Here is a 22,640-nt window from a genome sequence, read left to right on the forward strand (position 1 = left end):
TATTTTATTTTTTAAAAATCTATAGTATAAATAAATCTGTCCCCTCTTATAACTGATTTTGTGTATTCAAATATTTTTTTATCTTTATATAATACCCGCTCGATCCTCATTCCCAAATCTTCCTGCCTCATTTTCAAAAATTTTGCTTCCTTAGCGTTTAATTTACAAGGATAAATTTGTTCCTGTCCATTTTGAGGTTTTATGCCGAATTCTTCTTCCAAAATTTTATATAACTTAATATCATCATTCAAATCAATTTTTTCTATGCCTGATACAAGGCTGTAGTTTAAATGAATAGTTTCATATATTAAAGGTTCATCATTGCCGTATCTTACCCAGTTTATAATATATATAAAATCGTCATCATTCAATTTCATTTTATCTTTTACATTTTTATCCGGAATTTCTTTTCCTGAATGTAATATCTTTGAATAAGGTACAAGTCCCGACATTTTTATATCATCATAAAATCTGCTTAATTTTGTTCTGTTTTGATAAATTTTTGGAGATAAAACAAAACTGCCTTTTCCTTTTATTTTCTTTATAAGTCCTTCTTTTTCAAGTATATCGAGTGCCTGTCTTACTGTATTTCTACTTATATAATAATCCTTACATAAAGTATTTTCGGAAACAAGTTTTTCTCCTTCTTTTATTTTGCCTTCCTTTATTTCTTTTTTTATACTGTGAACTATTTGCAGATATATCGGCTTTTTACTTTTATAATTTATATTTAATTCCATATTTTCCCCTTGATTTTGTTAGTTACTGATTATTTTCACTAAAGTATAACTTTAAAAAAAAAATTGTCAATTTCATAATGACAATTTTTTAAACTTGTACTATACAACTTTTATCTTTAATTCTCACATTTCCCGTTGCCTGTTTTATTTTTATTTTTTATCTTGCTATGTCAAAACACTTACTGTTTATAATTTGCAAAATATCTTCCACTCCGAACTCCGATACATCTCCGTGTATCGTATGTTTTAATGCTCCGGAACCTATCGCAAAATTTATTATTCCTTCCTTATCTTTGCCTGAAAGATAACCGTATATGGCTCCCGATGTAAACGCATCTCCCGTTCCTACTCTGTCTTGTATTTCTATATGATACTCTCTTCCTTTTATCGTTTCTTTCCCGTCCGTAATTATTCCCGAGTATTCATTTCTGTTCGAGCTTACGGATTTTCTTATGGACGATATTATATACTTAAAGTTATATTTCTCATATACTTTTATGTAAAGTTTTTTATAGTATTCAGTATAATCTTCTTTTCCGTCATATTCAGGATTTTCAATTTTAAATATATTTATAAAATCTAAATATCCTGCAAATAAAACATCCGCATAGTCTATTATTTCTCTGTAACGTTTTGATGCTTCTTCCAAACTTATCAGTTTTGATCTGTAATTGCAGTCAAATATTATTTCTTTTTCCAGTTCTTTTGCTATTTTTATAAATTGTTTGGATAACTTAAAAGTTTTCTCGCTTATAGAAAGGGTTATCCCACTTATAAATAAAACATCATAATCCGACAGTGCTTTTCTTATTTCTTCGTCTGTCATTTCCATTTCCGAAAAAGAAGAATATTTTCTGTCATATGTTACACAGGACGGTCTTACCGAATAACCGTTTTCCAAAAAATATATTCCTATTCTTTCTCCGCCGATTTGTATATTTTCAGTATTTACTCCGTACTGTTTTAAATACTTTATCCCTTTATCTCCTAACGAATTATCGGGTACTTTCGTTATATATCCACTTTTCACTCCGAAATTTGCCAATGCTATGGAAACATTAAGTTCCGCTCCTCCATAAAACATTTCCAATAAATTTGTACCCGACTGTATTATCATTTTATGATTTTCAGGAGATAACCTTAGCAGCATTTCTCCCAACAATAAAACACTTTTCATTTTACTCATTATTTTTTCTCCTTGTAACTATACTATTGCACTGTAAGTATTGTATATTGATACAAATATTAATCCGATAATTATTCCCAAATAAATTTTTTCAATTTTACTGCTGTTCAATTTTTGGTTGATCAATGTTCCCATAAATCCTCCTATTACAGCTGCAAAACATATAAAAGGAAGTAAAGATAAATCATAATTCATCAGTTTTCCTCCTACTAATACACTGCCTAATTTAGAAATTTGGGCAAAAAATATTGTAGCTATGGAGTAAACTGTAGCTTCTTTCATTTCATAAGAAAACAGCAACATTAAGACAGCAATATTTAAAGGCCCTCCGCCAATCCCTAAAAATACTGATATTGAACCCAAAAAAAATCCTGAAGCAAAGATGTATAAAATATTTTTTAAGCAATATGACTTCATCTTATTTTTATTTAATGTATAAATTAATATTCCTATTAGAGTTATTCCCAAACATACCGCCTGAATAATTTTAACTGTGCTGTTTTCATATGCCCGAGTTACTTCATTAAAAACGTTTTCACCGATAATACCTCCGACAAGTGAGCCGAAAGATATCCAAAATACAGTTTTTATTTCAAAGCTGAATCCTTTTCTCAACTGTTTTATTATGGAAACAATGCTCATCGTAAACACTGCAACTGATGAATAAAATCCTATTGTGCTCATATTGTGAAATCCCACAGCATCAAACAGAGGTTTGATAATTACTCCGCCTCCAAGTCCTGATATTGCTCCTAATGTTGTTGCAAGTATAATTATAACAGTATATATCAGAATTATCATTTCTTTCCTTTCGCTTTACAATGTAATATTTATCTTATTTCTATTTTATCAATATTTTTTGTGTATTGCTATAATAAAATTTAATTTCTGTTTCTATTACAAACTTATATTTTCCTCTGTTTCTGCATCAAATATATGAGCTTTATTCGTATCAAATCTGAATACTCTTTTTCCTTTCTTCGATACTGAATCTCCTACATGCTCTATGTTTATTCTGCATGTCATCTGATGTCCGTTTAATGTAAAGTATATATACTCTTCATTTCCCATTTGTTCTACTACGCTTATTTCCCCTGTCTTTGATATCGAATCTTCATGTTCGGCTACACTTATATTTTCAGGTCTTATTCCGAATGTTACTTTCTTTCCTGTATGTCCTTTTACTTTTCTCCTTTTTTCATGAGATAGCTCTATTTCCGCTCCGTCTATATCTATATATACTTTCCCTCTTTTCTTTTAATACTCCGTCTACTAAGTTCATCGTAGGTGACCCTATAAATCCTGCCACAAACTTGTTCGCAGGATAATGATACAAGTTTAACGGTGTATCTACCTGCATTATTCTTCCCGCTCTCATTACTGTTATTCTGTCTCCCATTGTCATTGCTTCTACCTGATCATGGGTTACATATATCATCGTTGTTTTAGCTCCTGATGTAATTGTGTTATTCTTACACGCATCGATACTCTCAACTTCGCATCAAGGTTTGATAACGGTTCATCAAACAGAAATACTTCAGGTTTTCTTACTATCGCTCTTCCTAACGCTACCCTTTGTCTTTGTCCTCCTGACATTTCCTTAGGTTTTCTATCCAGTAATTCTGTTATCTCAAGTTTTTCTGCCGCTTCTCTTACTCTTCTATCTATTTCATCTTTCGGCGTTTTCTTTAATTTAAGTCCGAAAGCCATATTCTGATACACTGTCATATGAGGATACAAAGCATAGTTCTGGAACACCATTGCTATTCCTCTGTCTTTCGGAGGAACATCATTTACAAGTTTATCTCCTATATATATTTCTCCTCCTGTTATTTCTTCAAGTCCTGCTATCATTCTCAGTGTTGTGGATTTAGCACATCCTGAAGGTCCGACAAATACCATAAATTCTCCGTCTTTTATCTCCAAATCAATTCCATGAACCGCTTTAAATCCGTTAGGATATTGTTTTTCCACTTTTTTTAATACTACTCCCGACATTTAAAATTCCTCCTTGATATAATTTATTTAACTCAAATACGGGTTTAATTTTATTTTATATTTTCATTATAAGACCGTTTTTTACTTCATATAAATTTTTAAGGCTGTTTTCCTATATATGCCAATATTCCGCCATCTACATATAATATATGTCCGTTTACAAAGTTACTCGCATCACTTGCAAGAAAAACTGCAGGTCCTGTTAAATCTTCAGGGGTTCCCCATCTTCCTGCCGGAGTCTTTGCTATTATAAAGCTGTCAAAAGGATGTCTTGATCCGTCAGGCTGCTTTTCTCTCAAAGGAGCTGTTTGCGGTGTTGCAATATATCCAGGGCCTATTCCGTTACATTGAATATTTTTTTCTCCAAACTCGCTGCATATATTTCGGGTAAGCATTTTCAGACCTCCCTTAGCTGCTGCATATGCACTTACTGTCTCTCTTCCAAGTTCGGACATCATAGAGCAAATATTTATTATTTTACCGTGCCCTTTTTTTATCATGCCGGGTATTACAGCTTTTGACATTATAAACGGTGCATTTAAGTCCACATCTATTACTTTTCTGAAGTCTTCTACCGACATTTCAGTCATCGGTATTCTCTTTATAATTCCTGCATTATTTACAAGTATATCTATTATTCCTACTTCTTTTTCTATCTGAACTATCATACTATTTACAGCTTTTTCATCAGTTACATCGCACACATAACCTTTTGCGTCTATCCCTGATTCTTTATAAGCTTTTATTCCTTTTTCCACTAATTCCCCGTTAATATCATTAAAAACTATTCTCGCTCCTGCTTTTGCAAGCCCTGCTGCCATTGAAAATCCTATACCATATGAAGCTCCTGTTACTAATGCTATTTTTCCTGTCAAATCAAATAATTTATCCATTTTTATTATCCTTTCCCAATATTATTTTAATTCAGTCGGTTTTAAATGATCCATATCATCAAAAGCTATATTTTCGCCGCCCATTGCCCAAATAAATGAATAGTTGGAAGTTCCGGCTCCTGCATGTATACTCCACGAAGGACAAATTACAGCTTCTTCATTTTTTATTACTACATTTCTTGTTTCTGTAGGCTCTCCCATAAAATGCATTACTATATTATCTTCAGGCACTTCAAAATATGTATATATCTCCATTCTTCTTTCATGTGTATGACAAGGCATTGTATTCCATACACTTCCTTTTTCCAATATTGTCATTCCCATGGATAGTTGACATGTTTTTATTACATCAGGGTGAATAAACTGATATATTGTTCTTTTATTTGCAGTTTCTATTGCTCCCAATTCTCTTTTGGCTGCATCTTTTATAGAAATAAATGTTGTTTCATAAGAACAGTGAGCAGGAGCACTTATCATATAGAATTTTGCAGGTTTATCTTTATTATCACTTGTAAAATATACTTTTTTTGCTCCCTTAGTAATATAAAGACAATCTTTATAATCCAACTCATATACTTTTTCATCAACTTCTATTTTACCTTTTCCGCCTAAGTTAAATATACCGATTTCTCTTCTTTCTAAAAAATAATCAGTCCCGAAATTTTCCCAACTGTTTATACCTTTATCTATAGAAACTTTTTCAGTAGTAGGCATACATCCTAAAGTCACCATTCTGTCTATATGTGAATAAACAGCTTTAATTTCATTTTCTACATACAGTTTTTCTATTAAAAATTCATTTCTTAATTCTTCCGTTGTGTATCTTTTAAAATCTTTTTGATTTACAGAATATCTTATATCCATTTTTATCTCTCCTTATTATATTTTAGTTTTTTAATAAATCACGCATTTATCCCGAAACATTCGATTTGTGTTAATGCCGGAAACGGTGAATCGTCTTCTTCACTTTTAATTAAATTTTCTAATACTATTTTTTTTGTTATAATATCCGAAAATGAAAAATATTGCGGTTTACTTTCTTTTTTTAAATCAAATATCATTTTTTCTCCTGAATCAAAAGAAACCGTAACTTGTTTCCAATAACTGTCATGAGGAAAATCAGCTCTTAAAGTCAAACCTATCTGATTCAGTTTCACATTTCTTCCGAAATCGATAGTCAATGCAGCATCTTTTTGTCTGTTTATCCCCCAGGACTGATAAGGATAAGAACCGTGATTATTGTTGGCAAAAATACCGTCAATAGCATTTTTGGCAAAAAAAGTGCTGTCGTTTCTTGTTTCAACATTAGCATAGGCATGGGGATAGGCTCCACTGTCTTCTTTCTGATCGTGAGTATTTAATGCCAAGTTTCTGTATGCATTTATTTCATAATCTTTTGCGAGCCTTACCTGAATATAATGTCTTTTTGCCTTGAAAGCTTCTTCAGGAGCTGCTTCCAATCCGTTCAGCACAAATAAAGGCTCATATATCCATTCTGTTCCTGACAAATAAATAAGACTTTCATTTAATGTTTCGTCTAATTTCACAAATAGATATTGCCCTTCTTTTTCTACTTTTACACATATTTTATCTCCTGATTGTATAGACATCACTTGTGTAGCTAAATAAACCAGATCTTCTCCTTTTACCTGCATAGGTCTTAATTCTTTTTCGTAATCATTTTTTCCGAGTTTAATTTCATTATTTCTGTCTAAAATTTCTATACTGATATTCATAATCCTGTTTATCTCCTAAAAATTATTTATTATATTAAAATTTATTATTTATATTTACTGAGATCCTTTTATTTTCAGTTATTATAACAACCTGATTATCTTCACGTTTCACATCGGGCTTTTGTGCAGTATTGCCTTTCGGAATACCTCCTACAATAGAAATCAAAATATGTTTTCCTTTGGATAAATTAGCTGTAAGTATCGGCAATAAAGTTCTTTCATATAAAAGATTTGTATTAGGTTCGGGTCTTATGACATCTCCTTTATCAAAGCCTTTTACTGAAAAAATTTCGCTTGTTCCAATTTTAGAAATATATTTTGCACTTTTACTGTCTTCAATTCGTTCTTCTTTATCATATAAATTACTGAAACCGCCTTCACAAGCAATCAAATTCCGTTCAGAATTTATTTCATGAATACGGACATGATAATCTCCACAAGGTATAATTGTTGAATAAATTAAAACATCAGAGTAAGGTTTCCATTTACATATCAAGTAATCTTCATTTACTTCAAACATTTCATCTTTTTCTTTAGGACGAAAATACAATCCGTCTTCTGAAACAGCCAATACATTATCAAAAGCACCTTCATAATAATAATATGTTGATTTAGGCACACTAAATCCAAATACAGATGAATAAACAAATTTTGAATATTTTGCGGCACAATGAGGCTGATAATTTATACTTTGTCCGAAAGGAAACATTTGAGCATGATTACTATTACCGGTATGTACATACATGGATCTTCCGGAAACATTCAAATATTTTTCTTCGGACAGCTTTGTTTCCTTCACAACGGCTTTCCAAAAAGGATGATCATCCGGAACTGCCAATAATAAATATGATTTTAAAGCCCAATATGGAGAACCCGGAGCATTATATCCTTCTGCCATTATTAAATTTTGATAATAATATCCTACACTTAATATACCATCTGTTGTAAAAATTTCTTTATTATACCAGCTTTCCATATTACGGACATAAAGCCCTTTTATTTGATCCCAAGGTAAAGCTTCTACATCTGCAAATACAAGTGCTGACCAAAATGCACATTGAGCAAACCTGTATGTCAGACTTCTTCCAAAAGGTATTGCATTTCCATTTTTATCAAACATATAAGCAAAACTTTTGGCAAACTCTGCCGCTCTTTCTTTAAATAATTTTGATCTCACAGGATCATCTTCCGACATGAATACAGAATAAATCAACCCGTAATAATGAAATGCCCAAGGTATATAGTAATCTCTTTGTGTTTTTATCCCGTCATAATACCAGCCGTTATCCACATAAAAAGAATTTATCAATTCCAAATCTTCATCTAACTTTTCTTGAGAAAATCTGACACCCATTTTTTTTAAACAAACATTGACAAGTATTCTGAAAAAATGCCAATTATTTGCAGGCATATTATGTTCATTAATTTGTCTTAACCAATTTGCAATTTTTGTCTGTTCTTTGGCAGTTAAACGATCCCATATTTTTTCTTTATTTAACATAAATGTTACTACTATCGAAGTCATTTCAACCAATAATTGATCATAATCCGTAACATCTCCAAAATAATCTTCATTGGTAGGATCAGTCCCTGCAACAATTCCTTTTATATAAATATCTAACCATTTTTCTGAAGGATTTTGAGCCCAAAATGAACCCAATCCCCATAAAATTCTTAAAAAAGCTTCAATATTACGTGTATCTTTTTTATAAACTGTTCCATGACTTCCGATATTTAAACGTCCTTTTCTATTTTTATAAAAATCTTCTAACGGACCTATTGTTTTCCATAGACTATCTTCTATTTCCTTACGTGTATTAAAATGAAAAGTTTTTCTGTCAAAACTCATTGTTATCATCCTTTTTATTTTAAATCATTTATAATCAATGCTGCTGCACCCTTTATTCCGGCATCATTTCCCAGTTCACTGAAAGCAAATTTCAAGTCTTCTGTTGTCATCTTCAAAGCATATTTATCCAGATGTTTTTTTACTCCGTCAGTAATTATACTTCCCGCTTTGGAAACTCCCCCTGCAAAAATTATTATTTCAGGATTTACTATATTAAGCAGAGTTCCTATACCGTGTGCTAGATTATCACAAAAATCGTCTACTATTTTCATTGCAATTTTATCTTTTTTCTTTGCCTCTTCAAAAATATGATAAGCTTCGAGTTTATCCAAATCATTATCGACAACTTGAAACAATGTGCTTTCTTTGTTATCTTTAAGAATGATTTTAGCTTCTCTTACTATTCCTGTAGCTGAGCAATATGTTTCAAGGCAACCTGTCAACCCGCAACCGCATTTATGTCCTTTTTTATTTACAACAATATGTCCGAATTCTCCTCCGGCTCCTGTCGTTCCGGCGAGTATTCTTCCGTCTATTATTATACCTGCTGCAATTCCTGTTCCTATAGGAATAGTTATACTGTTTTTATAGCCTTTTCCTGCTCCGTAAAGCTGTTCTCCTAAAGCTATAACTTTCACATCATTTCCTATTTTCACACGTTTTTTTGTTATTTTTTCAAACATTTTTTTAGCAGGAAAATCATTTCCCCACGAAAAATTTGCAGCTATTTTCACAATAGATTCATCCACAACAGGTCCGGGAATACCTACACCTACTCCTTCAATATCTTCAATATTTACAGATATTTCTTTTGCCAGTTTTTCAACAGTTTTCCATATTCTTTCAATTGTATCCTGAGGCCCTTTATTCGATTCGGTTTTAATACTTTCTGTTATTAAAATATTTCCATTTTCATCTAACAGACCTATTTTACTGTTTGTTCCTCCTACATCAATCCCTGCAAAACATCTCATACTTCTCTCCTTCATTATCCTGAATTATGTTATTTACACTTCATTTTCTGTATCAAAAAAGTATTTTCCCGGCGATACTCCTTCATATTTTCTGAACATACGAATAAATGTATTCGAACTGTTATAACCTACAAGCTCTGCCAATTCTTTTATTTTATATTCTTTTTCTTCCATTAATTCTTTTGCTTTTTTTATTCTGTAAAGAGATAAATAATTTTTAAAGTTATCTCCCATTATTTTTTTAAATAAAATGCTCGTATATTTGAATGAATATCCCAAATATTCGGATAAATTCTCAAGAGATATATCTTTCATATAATTTTCTGTCATATATTTCTCAATCGAATTTTTTATAGTTCTAATATCTATTTCTGAATTTTCCTTTATAAATTTACAAATTTCGATTAATCTTTCAGAAAAAACTTCTTTTAACTCTTTTATTTCAGTTATTTTCAGAAACTTTTCAAAATTCTCGCTTCTGTTTATTTCTCCTATGTTCATTTCATCCAGTTGTATTGAAATCTGATTCAAAGTATTATATAAAAGTCCGTTAAATTCTTTTACTGCCTTTTTATTAATCAATTTTTGCTCTATATCATTACCGAAAATCTCCTGTATTATTTTTTTGACTTCACTCGTATTTGAACTCAAAGTCTTTGTTATGAGCTTTGCTTCGAGCTGAATAGGATAATAATATTTATTCAGCTGATTTTCATTCATAATATTCTGAAAGATAACTTTATATTGTTTATAAATATACTTATAATCCATTATTCTTTTAGCAGTTCTGTATGCCAATGGCAAGTCTTTTAAATCATTATATTTATCAGTAACTGCCGCAACAAAATAAAGAGAAAAATTTCTTTCAATATGAAAAATAAGGTTATCTAATATGGGTTCCATTTCTTCTTTAGGAAAATTTTCAATTACAATTACAATACTTTTAAAATCAATATCTATAACTTCAAATGCCACTTCATTCAAAAAATATTTCATAACAAATTCTTTTGATAATCTAAAATTGTCATATATATTTTTAACAGAATCTACATCATCAATTTCCATTAAAATTACTCTGTATTCTTTTTCCCATAGGATTTTTTCAACATTCTGTTCATTTGGAATACCTAAAAGAGAGTCTTTTAACTTTTTTCTTTTCTGAATTTCACTTAATTCTTTTATTTTGCCTGTCAATTCCACATTAGTAGTGCTTAACTCTTCTATTTTTGTTTCAATATAGTCTATCTCGGCAGTCCCTTTTTCATTTCCGTATCCTATTTTTTCTGCTAGTTCTTTTATAGGTTTAATAATAAGATTTATAACTGCAGCTACTGTAAAATATAACAGTCCGAAAAATAATAAGCTTTTTATTATTTCTATAGCGATTATCATTATTAGATTTATTCGGGGTTGATAATAATAAAGCTCGGCATCAATTTCAGATAAATAGAACACATGTAAATTCCGACCTTTTAATTTCAGATTCTCTTTAAAAGCTGAATTTTTTTTCTCTGTATGATTTATATTTTTTATGATCTCAGAATTTTTATTTTCAGACTCCGATAAACTTATAGTATTATCTATTCTCAAATACCAGTCTTTTTTATCTTCTATTTCGTAAAAAAAACTGTTTTTATCTAATTTTATTACCCAAAAACTTTTATTCAATCCTAAATATCCTTTGTCATTAATAAAAATATTAATATAATTTCCGTCATCACTTACACTTTTTATTTTTTTTTCGATACTTTCATAAGGAAATTTATTGTTTTTATAAAAAGTTTTCTTATCCACAATTCCTGTGGATGTCATATAATAATTCAGATTATTTGTAGAAAAATTAATAAGATAACCTATACTTCCGTATATATTATTCCCGCTTATTATCTTTCTGTGTAAAGCCGATTTTAAATACTGGTACTCTTGATCATTTTCATTTTTGGAAATATATTCGTTAAATTTATCGTCAAATTTTAAATCATTTAATGTAGACATTATAAACTGAGTTTTTCTGTTTATATTTAAAAATATATTTGAGGCATTCTTTTTTTCTTCTTCATTTATTCTGCTAATTTTGTTTACTATATTGAATAACATAAATATAAATAATGAACAACTCAATATTGATATTATTATATTATTCATTTTTTTCGAATGTATCACGCATAATTCCTGTATATTTTTTAGTTCCATTTTCCTCTCCGTAATATAAATTTATTCCTTATATTACAGTATACCACATATTATAAAAAATTAGATGTTTTAGAATTTATTTTTACCAATAAATTTTTAAATCCTGTTTCAAAAATCTGACTAAAGCCTCCATATAAAAGTAATCCCCCCATATACAACATTCATTTACTCCTATTCCATGAGGTTTACTATACACAGCTTCTTTTAGTAGTCCGTTAGATTCCCTCAAATCTTTTGTAGTGTATTTTTCTATGAGAGATTTCATCATATGCTTCGCAGCATTCATATATACTTTTTTGTTTTTATCAGTATCTGATAAATTTTTATCCATTTCCAGTATTCCGCAAATGGCTATTGCCGCTGCCGATGTATCTTTTTCTTCTCCCGAAGTATCATCAAAAGCAAGATCCCAGTAACAAATATCATCTTCAGGCAATTTGTTCAGGAAATAATTTGTTACTTTTTTATACAAACTTACAAACTTTTCATTTTTTAAGTATTTATAAGCTAATGGGAATCCGTAAACTCCCCATGCCTGACCTCTTGCCCATGCAGAATCGTCAGAACTTCCCTGTGCCGTACTTCCTCTTAACGGTTTTCCCGTTTCAACATCAAAATAATAAGTATGAAAAGTTGATCCGTCTTCTCTAACTACAGTTCCTGCTGCTGTATTTACATGCTTTTCGGCTATTTCTCTATATTTTTTTTCTCCTGTAACTTCACTTGCCCAGAAGAGCAACGGTATATTGAGATTACAGTCTATTATCAATCTATGATTATCGGGATTTCCCAATACCCCCCAAGCCTGAATAAATTCTCCTTTTTCTCTGAATCTTGTTATCAAATGTTCAGCAGCCATTATTCCTGTTGTCTTGGCTTCTTCACTTTTTGTTGTTTTATACTGAGCCACAGCAGACGGTATGTACAAAAATCCCAAATCATGATGATCAACGGCATTTTTATTTTTTATTCTTTCTTTGTAACTCTTCAACTGAAATTCAGCTACTTTTTTATATTTTTCTTCTTTTGTTATCTCATAAGCAAGCCATAGTATTCCTGTCCAGAAACCGCTTGTCCAGTCGTCCCATTCGCCTCCGTTAAGTATTCCTGGATAAATGTTATTTACACTTGCCGGTCTAGGAAATAAATTTATAAAGTATTCAATATTTTTATCTATTTTACTCAGTGCATTATGCAAAGCTCCATATAAGATTTCTTTTGAAAGTTCGATATCTTCAGAATATCTTTTTATTGTTTTTTCATTTAGTTCCATATTTTCTCCTATATTTAAAACTTAAATTTATCTTTATATTTCTCAGCCCAATTTTTTAATAACTTTTCCAATTCTTCCGATAATTTATTTTCAGAACTGTCATTTAATTTTAAAGGATTCAACTGATATTCATCATTAATATTATCATATAAAAGTCTTTCAGTTTTACGACCCGGTTTATAACCTTTATTTATAACATAAGTATGAGTTTTTGTTTTTACTGCACGCCAACCATACTCTTTATTGTCCTCATTTATTTTCTCAAATTCTTTTATTGCGGGTATTTGACCTGGGTATGATGAAATAAAAGCTTTATTTTCGTTTTTTTCCTTTTCCAGTAGTGTATTTTTAAGATCTGTACCCTCTACAGTATCAGGAACATCCAAATCCATTAATGATAATATAGTCGGCATTATATCAACACTGCTCATTACAGTATCCGTTCTCCCTGACAAACATTTACTTCCGTATTTTATCAAAAACGGTATTCCTATAGATTCCTCATACCAGACATGTTTACTCCATAGTCCGTGTCCGCAAAGCATTTCTCCGTGATCAGCAGTTAAAATAATTACTGTATTTTCATATAAATCGTTTTCTTTTAAATAATTTATAATTCTACCGAAATTTTCATCAATTCCTGTTATTGCAGCAAAATACTTTTTCATTACTGTTTGGTATTCCTCTTCGGTAAAATTAAGTTTTTCTTTCATGCTTTCAGTATGATCAATTACATTTTCCAATATCACATTAGGATTTACTTTTAATTTTTTGTTATCATACATTTTTATATACTTTTCAGGTACCAGATCAAGAGGTGTATGTGGTGGATTCCATGAAACAAACAAAGAGAATGGAACATTTTTATCTTTATTTTTTTCAAGAAATTCTATAGCTTTATCAGTTTCATGCTCTACAGACCACTTGTCCACTTCTATCATCTTTTCATCATTACTCCAATAATGAGGTTTCAAATGATTATCATATGCACCGTATGAATACCAGTAGTCAACTCCATGGCGTTTTTTCCCGGGCGGAGTATAGGCATCCCAATCTCTTGCTCCTGATACGGGATTTTCACTTTTATTCATTTCGGGACTGTCCAAATGCCATTTTCCTATATACCCTGTATTATAGCCGTTTTTCTTTAAAATATCCGTTATTGTGACAGCATCTTCTTTCAATGCCACATCATCAAGACCTGTTTTACAGTTAGTCCATACTCCGTGAGTTATCGGATATGTTCCTGTCAGTATACTTGCTCTACTCGGAGAGCAGAGAGGACATCCGCTCACCGCATTTTCAAAAGCAAGTGCTTCTTTTGAAAACAAATCTATATTTGGAGTAATAACATCTTCTTTTTCCATAAATCCTACAGAATTTCTTCTCCATTGATCTGCAAATAAAAATAACAAATTCGGTCTATTCATATTTTTATTCATATGTCCTCTATCCTCCTGTATTTACTATTTTTTCGTAAATCTTTTATACGCTTCCAGTTGTATTTTTTCAGCCTTTGCCAGTCCTATATCATTTAATCTTTTTATATAACTGTCCCAGTCTTTATCTACATCAGAAACTCCCATTATCCATTTTTGAGACATTTCTTCCACATAAGAATTTAATTGTGTATTTATTTTTATAAATTCTTTAGATTCATCTTTTGTGTATTTTAATATAGGCATTAGTTCATGAACATAATTATTTTTCAAATAAAAATCTATTGCATCAACAGCTTCTTTTACATACCATTGTTTTTCATATTCGGAATCCTGAGGCATTCCCAATCTGAATTGTGCTCCCGATTCTCTGATTACAGCTAAAGGAGTTTTCCCTTGAGAATTTTTCAATATTTTATCTGTAAATACAGGTTTTCCGTCTACCAATTTATAATCATCACCTTCAATACCGAAATTCCATAGTCTTCTTCCTTCAGGAGAGTACCAGAAATCAAAATATTTTATGGCTTCTACGACATTTTTGGATTTTGAGCTTATTCCCCAGCCTCCTAAGTATGTAGTTCTTGCCTGATATGTTTTATTATCTCCGTTAAATGTTGCAGGTGCTATTATTCCGAAATCAAATCCCTGTATTGTTTTACCAAGTTTATTGTTATAAGAGCTTGTACTTCCGAACCAGTCTATTGTAAAACCTCCCAAGTTATTGGAAAGCATGTAATCTCTTGCGTTAATTCCTCTTGTAAAAATTTCTTTATCAATTAATCCTTCTTTATACCATTTTGCCAACTGTTTCATAGCTTCTTTGTATTCAGCCTGTGCAGGTCCGAATTTTACTGCATCTTTATCATCATACCAGAAAGCTCTCGCCTTAAATATATCAGCTAAAGGTTGTAAAACTTTTGCTACAGTATCTCCTCTACTAAATAAAGGTACTTCGTCTTTTTTTCCGTTTCCGTTAGGATCTTTATCTCTGAAAGCTACAAGCACATTATATAAATCATCTGTTGTTACAGGATCTTTCAAATTCAATTTTTTTATCCAGTCTTTTCTTATATAATAACCTGTAGACGGCATAAAATTAAAATAATCATAATAGTTAGGTATCATATAAATATGTCCGTCAGCTGCTATTGCATCCTGTTTGTATCTCGGATTTTCTTCCCAGAATTTTTTAATATTCGGAGCATATTTATCTATTAAATCTTCTAATGGAACAAGCCCTCCGTCTATTCCCAATCCTTCCAAATCTTCAGTAAATTCATAAGCAACTATATCAGGTAATTCTCCTGAAGATACAAGTAAATTATATGCTTCTTTCTGATCTGTCTGATTTTGTGATGCTACATTTTTCAATTTTATATTTGTCATTTCGGCTGCTTTTTTATACACAGGTGCATCAGGATTTAAAGCTTTTCCCAAATGAATAGCAAAAACTGTCAGTTCTTTAGGATTTTCTGAAATTAAATGACCTTCCAATTTTTTACCGCTATCTTTGTTATCTCCTTTTGACTGTGATTTTCCACAGGCAACCAATAATATTGCTATAATTAACAATAAATAAGTAATTTTCTTTTTCATCATTTATTCCACCTTTATTTTCAAATTTTTTTTAAATTTATAACAACTGATTTCCCTTGATTTACAAGATTTACTTTTATTTCTGTTTTTCCATTTTTAACATTTAATTTTACACTGTTATTTTGAGATAAAAGACTGTATTCTCCATCCAGTTCTATTATTGTCTCATATTTGGAAAGTTGTGTAGGATCACTTACTGCAAGAATAATTTCATTTCCTTTTTCTGTTTTTACTATTGAAATAGGAGAAACTGCTTTAATACCTGCAATTGTTATTTCTTTACTTCCCCAAAAATTTATTCCTGTAATTTTTCTCTGTTTATCTTCTATCGCATGTACATCATTATCCATACGTATGATTTTAATATTATCCTCGTTATAATTTTTTACTTCTTCTTCACTGAACATCGGTAAAACTATATATGCATATTTAGAATCTTTAGGATTTTTTCCATGCTCTGCATATACTTTAAAATATGTCTTTTCTTTTATATCCTGAGATTTCCCTCCTATTTCTTTCCAGCTTCCTTTTCTTTTTTCAATATTGATTGTTAAAATAGGAGTATTCAAAATTTTATATCCGATATTTTCATTTGTTTTTTTATCTGTAAAATTTATGTAAGTTCCTTTTGTTCCCGGTACTTTTTTTATTCCTGTTACTGTTCCACCGTTTACAGTTATTTTTTTATCATTTATATCGTTTATTATTTTATTATCCAATGTTGTATGAATTTCTCCATCACTACTGGAAATACCCGAACCTAAAGCTACTATTTCCTCTCCGAGCATAAACCACGACTTTTTGGCAACAGTTTTATTATTCCATGATATAAAATCCATTCCTATCATTGCCGACTTACCGTCCGTAGCTCCTCCTGCCCATGAATTAGGCGATACCGCTGAAGGAAGTCTTCTTTCTCCCGAACCTAAACCTCTATCATTTGTACTTTCAGTTGTTCCGGATAAATGAAGATTATCAACTGTTTCCCAAAAATCAACATAATCCGACGAAGAAATTCCGTAAATATAAGTCATTCCATCTCCGGTATGCCATCCTTTCAGATTTTCCCCGTTCATTGTTTCATAGTTGGCTATTCTTGAAGAATGCATTGAAACGAGAAATTTTCCATTTTTTTTATTTACCTGAACAGCTCTGTCCATTGAAGAAAATATTTTTGTTCCTGACATTTCTTCTATTTTTATATTACTGTTTTCAACAATATTTTTTATAATTCTTTTTATTACAGGATTATTAATTTTTTCTACAACATTGAAAAAATTATTTTCCAGTACGCTTTTCTTTACCAGTTTTTTTATTTCTTCTTTATAAGGCGATTCAACACCTTCGGAAATTATTGCAAAAGCTGCTATTAACGATTTTCCTCTTTCCAGATCATTGGAATTATCTCTCGATATGGATCTTCCGCTGACCGAGTCATTTATTCCGCCGTTTATCATTAAATAACTGTATCCTTTTGTAATTGATTTATAAAGATTTTCCAGTCTCGGATCCTTAGGAAAAAAAACTGTTCCCTCAGAAACATAAAGTAAAGTACCCAATCCGTTAAACAATACACTTGCATAAGTTCCGCTGTATGCTACATTTTCATGCTGTATAAAAGAACCGTCTGAATAAAATCCGTCTTCATTTGTAACGATTTCTCCGATTTCTCCGACCGCATTTACTCCGTTCATTGTTTCAACTTTATCTTTTGTCAACACTCCTCTTCCGAATGAGATAATTGCCGTATCCATTCTGTTTCCGCCTTTGGAAACTCTCTTATTGGGAGAAGTCGAATATTTTGCTGCAGGGCTTGATCCCGAATGGGTAGCATAAGGCTGAAAATATTTTGAAGCATTCATCAAATTAATTAACAGACTTTGAGGAATTTCTCCGTACATTATTATTCCTATTTCATTTACACTTTTAGGAATACCTATTTCCCACTGCCACCAGTTTCCGAGCTCGTCCAATCCTTCATGATAAGCATTTTTATTAAGCCATTCCAATGATTCGGTTATTGTTTTTTTCAAATCCTTATTTTTATAATATTTTGTTCCCGGCATCATATAAGCTTTTGCCATAGCTTTTACATTCTGAAATGAACTTAATATATGTGCACCGTTTTTCATATCTTTCAAATCATTAAATAAACTTTTTTTATCTTCTTCTTTATTAAGTTTTTCTATTGCTTTTTCCGCATCTTTTTCTATCTGTGATACGTATTTGCCCATATTTTTATCAGTTCGACCGTTATTTTCTTCAGGCAGTCCGACAATTATTTCAAACCATTTTTTTCTTATTTTGTCAAATTCATTTTTTTGAGTTATACCCGAAGAAATTGAAGCTATAATCATCATCATTAAAAGTACTGTATTTTTCAATTTTAATCTCCTTTCTAAAAACTGTAATTTATACCTATACTGGGTTTAAACACATGATTTCTCGTTTTTTCTCCGTATTTACTGCTTTTTTCATCTGTGTTTTTTACTTTTATCTCGGATATTGCCAAAGAAGCAAATATGTTAAGTCCCGGTACTATTCCTTTATTATATTTTATGCCGTATCGGTACTCATATACTTCGGATTTTCTTTCTTTTGTTTCTGCAGTTTCATACCATGCTCCTTTTCCTAATGGCAATCTCAAGTCAAAGGTTACGCTGTCTCCATTACCGAAATTATAAATTACTGACGATCTCAGCTGCTCAGAAACGTATTTTCTTACATTATTTTTACTGTCAAATCTTCTGTCATCTCTAAAATACATCAGTTGAAGCTTCCACTTAGGCGAGAACCCGTTATACACAAATCCGTACTGATTTTCTACCTTATAGTCAACTTGATTCTTTCTTTCTCCTTTATAATAAAAATCAATCATTCCTGTAGTTTTTCCTGTAAAATAGAGTCCGTTACCTAAATTATAAGAAATATTTCCATCCAATTTCAGTTCATGAAATCCCGACTTTGACACATAATAATCTTTTTTAGGATAATTTTTCGGTTTTTTCAGATTTTCAATTTTATATCCTATACTGAATCCGTAGTTTCCTTTGGAAAAAGTATTTCTGTATCTCATTTCTGCCATCAGACGACTTGAAGATATAATGTCTTCCCTTGAACTTTTCCCTTGAAACATACTGTTATTTTTATAATATCCTTCAAAATAATAAGAAATCTTTGATTTTGTATCTGACAAAGTCAACCATACCAGCGGTTTATAATCTGCAGATTTTGAATAATCTCCTGAAGATAATATATTTCCGTAATAATACGCTCTGTCCGAAGGATCTTCAGCTTCAAGGGTAAATCCTAATGTCTTTTTCCATCTTGAATTTTTTCTGCTGTTACTCAATTTTGCAACAATACTGTTAAATATATTATTTTTGAAAATGTTTCCTTTATATTCAAAACCGAGTGTGATTTTATCGGATTTATATTCTTTTCCTTTGACATGTTTATAATTTGCAGTTATTGCCAGATTTTCAGTTAATCCTAAAACAGTATCTATATTATAAAAAAATACATTTTTCATGTTTGCAGATTTTACTTTATGTTCATTATTTAATCCCTGCAATTTATAATATTTGAATTTATTTATATTTCCTGTTTCAGTTTCATATCCTGCACCTATTCCGAATCTGTAAACTTTGTTAAACAGAAGTCCTGCCTTTTCAAAGTTTATCCCTATGGACGGTACCACTGAATTATAGTATTTTTCATTTACAGGGCTATTTTTTATTGTCAAATTACTTGCCCGTGAAGGTAATTCCTCACGATTTTCATTTATGTTTCCCTGAAATACCCTTTTAAAACCTATTCCTCCGTAAATCGATACTTTAAATATATTTTTTTCTATCGGAGTATAAATTATTTTTGAATCGGCTCCCAATGTAATTACAGGATAACTCGAATTAAATTTATAATTTTGATTACCGATATTAATTTCTCTTTTAATCGAAGCATGAGAATACGTTGTTCCTACCGTTGTCAAAAATGAAATTTTATTATTTAAGTTATAATTATAGTAACCTCCGAAATAAACTGTTTCCAAATGTGCATTTCCTGCATTATTCTTCTTAAAATTCAAATCTCCTTTGGAAGCTCCGTAAATAAATCCTAACTTATTATCATTGATAATCTGCTTTTCCCATATTCCTGCTACTCCTTTTTCTTTACGTTCTGCTTCTATTGTGCCCGATAAATTTCCTGTATCGTTTATATAAAAAATGTTATGTGTTACCGAATTTAAAGGACTGTTTCTTGTAATGTCTCTCGAAAATACTTTTTTTAAACTTAAATCTTTGAATAATTCCGATTCTTGTAAAACCGAGTCAATAACATAAGAATGTACAACACCTGAAATTTGAGCTAAAGCATTATTAAAATCTTCTTTATTTTTTAACATTTCCATTTTTCCTATAACTTTATCCAAATCTCCGTTCGTTTTGTTTGCATTTCGCTCAGCTTCCAAATATTCTGCAAAGTCGTTCAAATTTTTATTTCTGTTCACATCGGAATATCTATTTTTACTAAGCACTACATCGGTATTTCCTTTTTTTCTGTATGCCCATACTAATGTATCCTCAAATTTTGCCTGACTTCCGTCTACTTTTATTCCTCCAAGATATTCAGAAGTAGAAAATTCTTTACCTTCTCCTTTGAACAATAAACTTATTTTCCCTTTTAATATTATCTGATTACCGTTTACATATATAGGAGTACTATCCGCTTTATTTAAAGTCAATGTTGAATCTTCCAATGTCAAAGTTCCCGTTCGGTTACTTATGTAACTTTCTCTTTCCAAAGATTTTTTTATGTCTTCTGAATATTTTTGGGCATTTTCATGACTTTCCAGTGATATTTCGGAATTTTTAATATAAGAATTTCCGATTAAATTCAATGAATTGTATTTTTTAACATTTATCCTGTCAATATTAGCATTTTCAAGAAACAAAGTATCTATTCCTGTATTTCCGATAATATTACCGTTTACAGAATTTCTATTTTTCAATACAACAGTATTATTTGTTAAAGGCTTTGATATTACAGCATTTCCCTTTTCATCTCCGATAATTTTCCCTGTGTCATTTATAAAAATCGAATTTGAAAGACTTATTCCTGTTGTAGTTCTATTTTTTAAAAGAATTTCTCCTTTATTTATACCTATTCCGTTTTTTTCTATTTTTATTCCGGTACCTTCATTTATCTTTATTTTTCCGGCTTCAGAATTTATTCCGAAGGAATTTTCTCCTACAGCTATTCCCGAAGAAAGTTTTCCGCTTAATACTTCTATTTCTCCTTTATTTTCTATCGTCCCTTTCATTTGAGATACAGCAGCATTTGAAGTATTTTTTTCATCTCCCTTATGAACTATTTTTCCTGCATTTGTAAGCTGAGAATTTTCACCTGAAGCTTTTATTCCTGTTGTATATTTTCCTGCATCAACTTCTACAAGCCCTGTTGTTGTAATTTTTCTATTGTCATTCGCCTGTATTCCCGTACTTTTATCTCCCGAAACAAAAATATTTCCTTTATTTATTACATTTCCATTTTCAGTTTCACTACTTTCTTTAACAGCAACAATTCCTGTCGCACCTTCTGAAACATAAATTTTCCCGTTTTCACTATTTTCAAAATTTGCATTTCCTGCAGCCTGTATTCCGTAACTTTCTCCTGACGCTTTTATCACACCGGTATTTACAGTTTTTTCTATCGGAACCGTATTTGTTTTCAGTATATTGATTCCGACAGATTTTCCGTCTGCATTTATAGTACCGCTATTTGTAAAATAACCTTTAGATATAACTCCTATCCCGTTATTATCAGCATTTATAATCCCAAAATTCAAAGCATTTCCATTTTGGTTGTTTATAAATATACCTTTGGCATTATATCCGCTGTAAGGATTTTTACCTGTTCCTTTAACATTTATTATTCCATAGTTTTCAAAAGAATTTTTATCTTCGGAATTTATATTTACTCCGATTGCCTCGGATCCTGATGTCAATCTATTATTAGAAAATACATTTATTTGACCTTCATTTTTGAAAAATACTTTATTTTCCAAAGAAACTCCCGTTGCTTTATCTCTTACTTCTATTACACCGTTATGATAAGAAGTTATATTGGCTTTTTTATTTTTATTTCCTGTTATTCCGATACTTTCTTGCCCTGTAACATTTATTTTCGCGTAATTCTCAAACTTTGAATTATTATAATTTAAAAATATTCCTTTTGCTTTATTTCCTACAGAAATTTCTCCTTTATTTTCCAATTCGGCAGTATTTGTAACGTTTATTCCTACTCCTTTAGCTCCTGAAATTTCAAGTATTCCTTCATTTCTGAATTTTCCTTTTTGAATGGAAATCAGCTCAAAATTAAAATTACTTTTATTCTTTCCTTTAATAATTCCACGATTTATAACAAAATTATTATTTGTAATTCCGGAATTTATATTTATAATTTTCTTATTTTTGTTTTGAGAATACTCAATATCTATATTAACAGGACTGTCTGTATCCTCTTTTCCCAACAATATAGCATATTTTCCAGGTTGAATACTTATTACCGTATCCCCGTTCAAATCATTCGGAGTTATAATTTTATTGGTTATCAAATGATTTCTTCGGGGATCAGTATTGTTGTTCTGATCAGGATATAATGTCGCATGTCCCTGATTACACATTAATATTGCTAAAAGTATGAAAAGTGACAATTTATTTTTCTTCATTATAATTACCTTATTATAATTACCTTTTCG

The 22,640-nt window shown here is 30.6% G+C and carries 14 protein-coding genes and 1 pseudogene; all 15 read right to left on the bottom strand.

Annotation, left to right across the window (positions count from 1 at the left end):
* Positions 1-11: 11 nt before the first annotated feature.
* Positions 12-740, bottom strand: coding sequence for a GntR family transcriptional regulator (locus FVE72_RS07340; protein WP_026737833.1), 729 nt, complete (start codon positions 738-740; stop codon positions 12-14).
* Between the two features lie 157 nt (positions 741-897).
* Complete coding sequence (locus tag FVE72_RS07345; RefSeq protein ID WP_051411766.1) at positions 898-1,926, bottom strand: sugar kinase; 1,029 nt, start codon at positions 1,924-1,926, stop codon at positions 898-900.
* 18 nt (positions 1,927-1,944) lie between these two features.
* The gene (locus tag FVE72_RS07350) at positions 1,945-2,727 is read right to left on the bottom strand and encodes a sulfite exporter TauE/SafE family protein (RefSeq protein ID WP_026737835.1); all 783 of its coding nucleotides are present in this window, start codon (positions 2,725-2,727) and stop codon (positions 1,945-1,947) included.
* 96 nt (positions 2,728-2,823) lie between these two features.
* Positions 2,824-3,924, bottom strand: a pseudogene (locus FVE72_RS07355) (ABC transporter ATP-binding protein).
* Between the two features lie 98 nt (positions 3,925-4,022).
* Positions 4,023-4,817, bottom strand: a complete 795-nt coding sequence (locus tag FVE72_RS07360; protein ID WP_026737837.1) for a gluconate 5-dehydrogenase — start codon at positions 4,815-4,817, stop codon at positions 4,023-4,025.
* A gap of 21 nt (positions 4,818-4,838) precedes the next feature.
* Entirely contained in the window at positions 4,839-5,681 is an 843-nt protein-coding gene (gene kduI / locus FVE72_RS07365; protein WP_026737838.1) for a 5-dehydro-4-deoxy-D-glucuronate isomerase, read from the bottom strand.
* A gap of 38 nt (positions 5,682-5,719) precedes the next feature.
* Positions 5,720-6,553 carry a hypothetical protein gene (locus tag FVE72_RS07370; RefSeq protein ID WP_006807769.1) on the bottom strand — a complete coding sequence of 278 codons (834 nt, stop codon included), beginning with the start codon at positions 6,551-6,553 and terminating at the stop codon, positions 5,720-5,722.
* A gap of 34 nt (positions 6,554-6,587) precedes the next feature.
* Complete coding sequence (locus tag FVE72_RS07375; protein ID WP_006807762.1) at positions 6,588-8,402, bottom strand: DUF2264 domain-containing protein; 1,815 nt, start codon at positions 8,400-8,402, stop codon at positions 6,588-6,590.
* Positions 8,403-8,416: 14 nt separating this feature from the next.
* A complete protein-coding gene (locus FVE72_RS07380; protein WP_026737840.1) occupies positions 8,417-9,376 on the bottom strand; it encodes an ROK family protein in 960 nt (319 codons plus the stop codon).
* 33 nt (positions 9,377-9,409) lie between these two features.
* On the bottom strand, positions 9,410-11,569 hold the full coding sequence (locus FVE72_RS07385) for a helix-turn-helix domain-containing protein (protein ID WP_006807760.1): 2,160 nt from the start codon (positions 11,567-11,569) through the stop codon (positions 9,410-9,412).
* An 82-nt stretch (positions 11,570-11,651) separates the two neighbouring features.
* Positions 11,652-12,842: a glycoside hydrolase family 88 protein gene (locus tag FVE72_RS07390; RefSeq protein WP_026737841.1), complete on the bottom strand. Its 1,191-nt coding sequence runs from the start codon at positions 12,840-12,842 to the stop codon at positions 11,652-11,654.
* 14 nt (positions 12,843-12,856) lie between these two features.
* A complete protein-coding gene (locus FVE72_RS07395) occupies positions 12,857-14,284 on the bottom strand; it encodes a sulfatase family protein (RefSeq protein WP_026737842.1) in 1,428 nt (475 codons plus the stop codon).
* Positions 14,285-14,308: 24 nt separating this feature from the next.
* Positions 14,309-15,880, bottom strand: a complete 1,572-nt coding sequence (locus FVE72_RS07400; protein ID WP_036056439.1) for a type 2 periplasmic-binding domain-containing protein — start codon at positions 15,878-15,880, stop codon at positions 14,309-14,311.
* 20 nt (positions 15,881-15,900) lie between these two features.
* Positions 15,901-18,264 (bottom strand): polysaccharide lyase 8 family protein, encoded by a 2,364-nt coding sequence (locus tag FVE72_RS07405; protein ID WP_026737844.1) that lies wholly within the window; start codon positions 18,262-18,264, stop codon positions 15,901-15,903.
* A 14-nt stretch (positions 18,265-18,278) separates the two neighbouring features.
* Positions 18,279-22,610, bottom strand: a complete 4,332-nt coding sequence (locus FVE72_RS07410; protein ID WP_026737845.1) for an autotransporter outer membrane beta-barrel domain-containing protein — start codon at positions 22,608-22,610, stop codon at positions 18,279-18,281.
* Between the last annotated feature and the right edge of the window lie 30 nt (positions 22,611-22,640).

The sequence above is a fragment of the Pseudoleptotrichia goodfellowii genome (assembly GCF_007990505.1).
Taxonomy (GTDB): Bacteria; Fusobacteriota; Fusobacteriia; order Fusobacteriales; family Leptotrichiaceae; genus Pseudoleptotrichia; species Pseudoleptotrichia goodfellowii.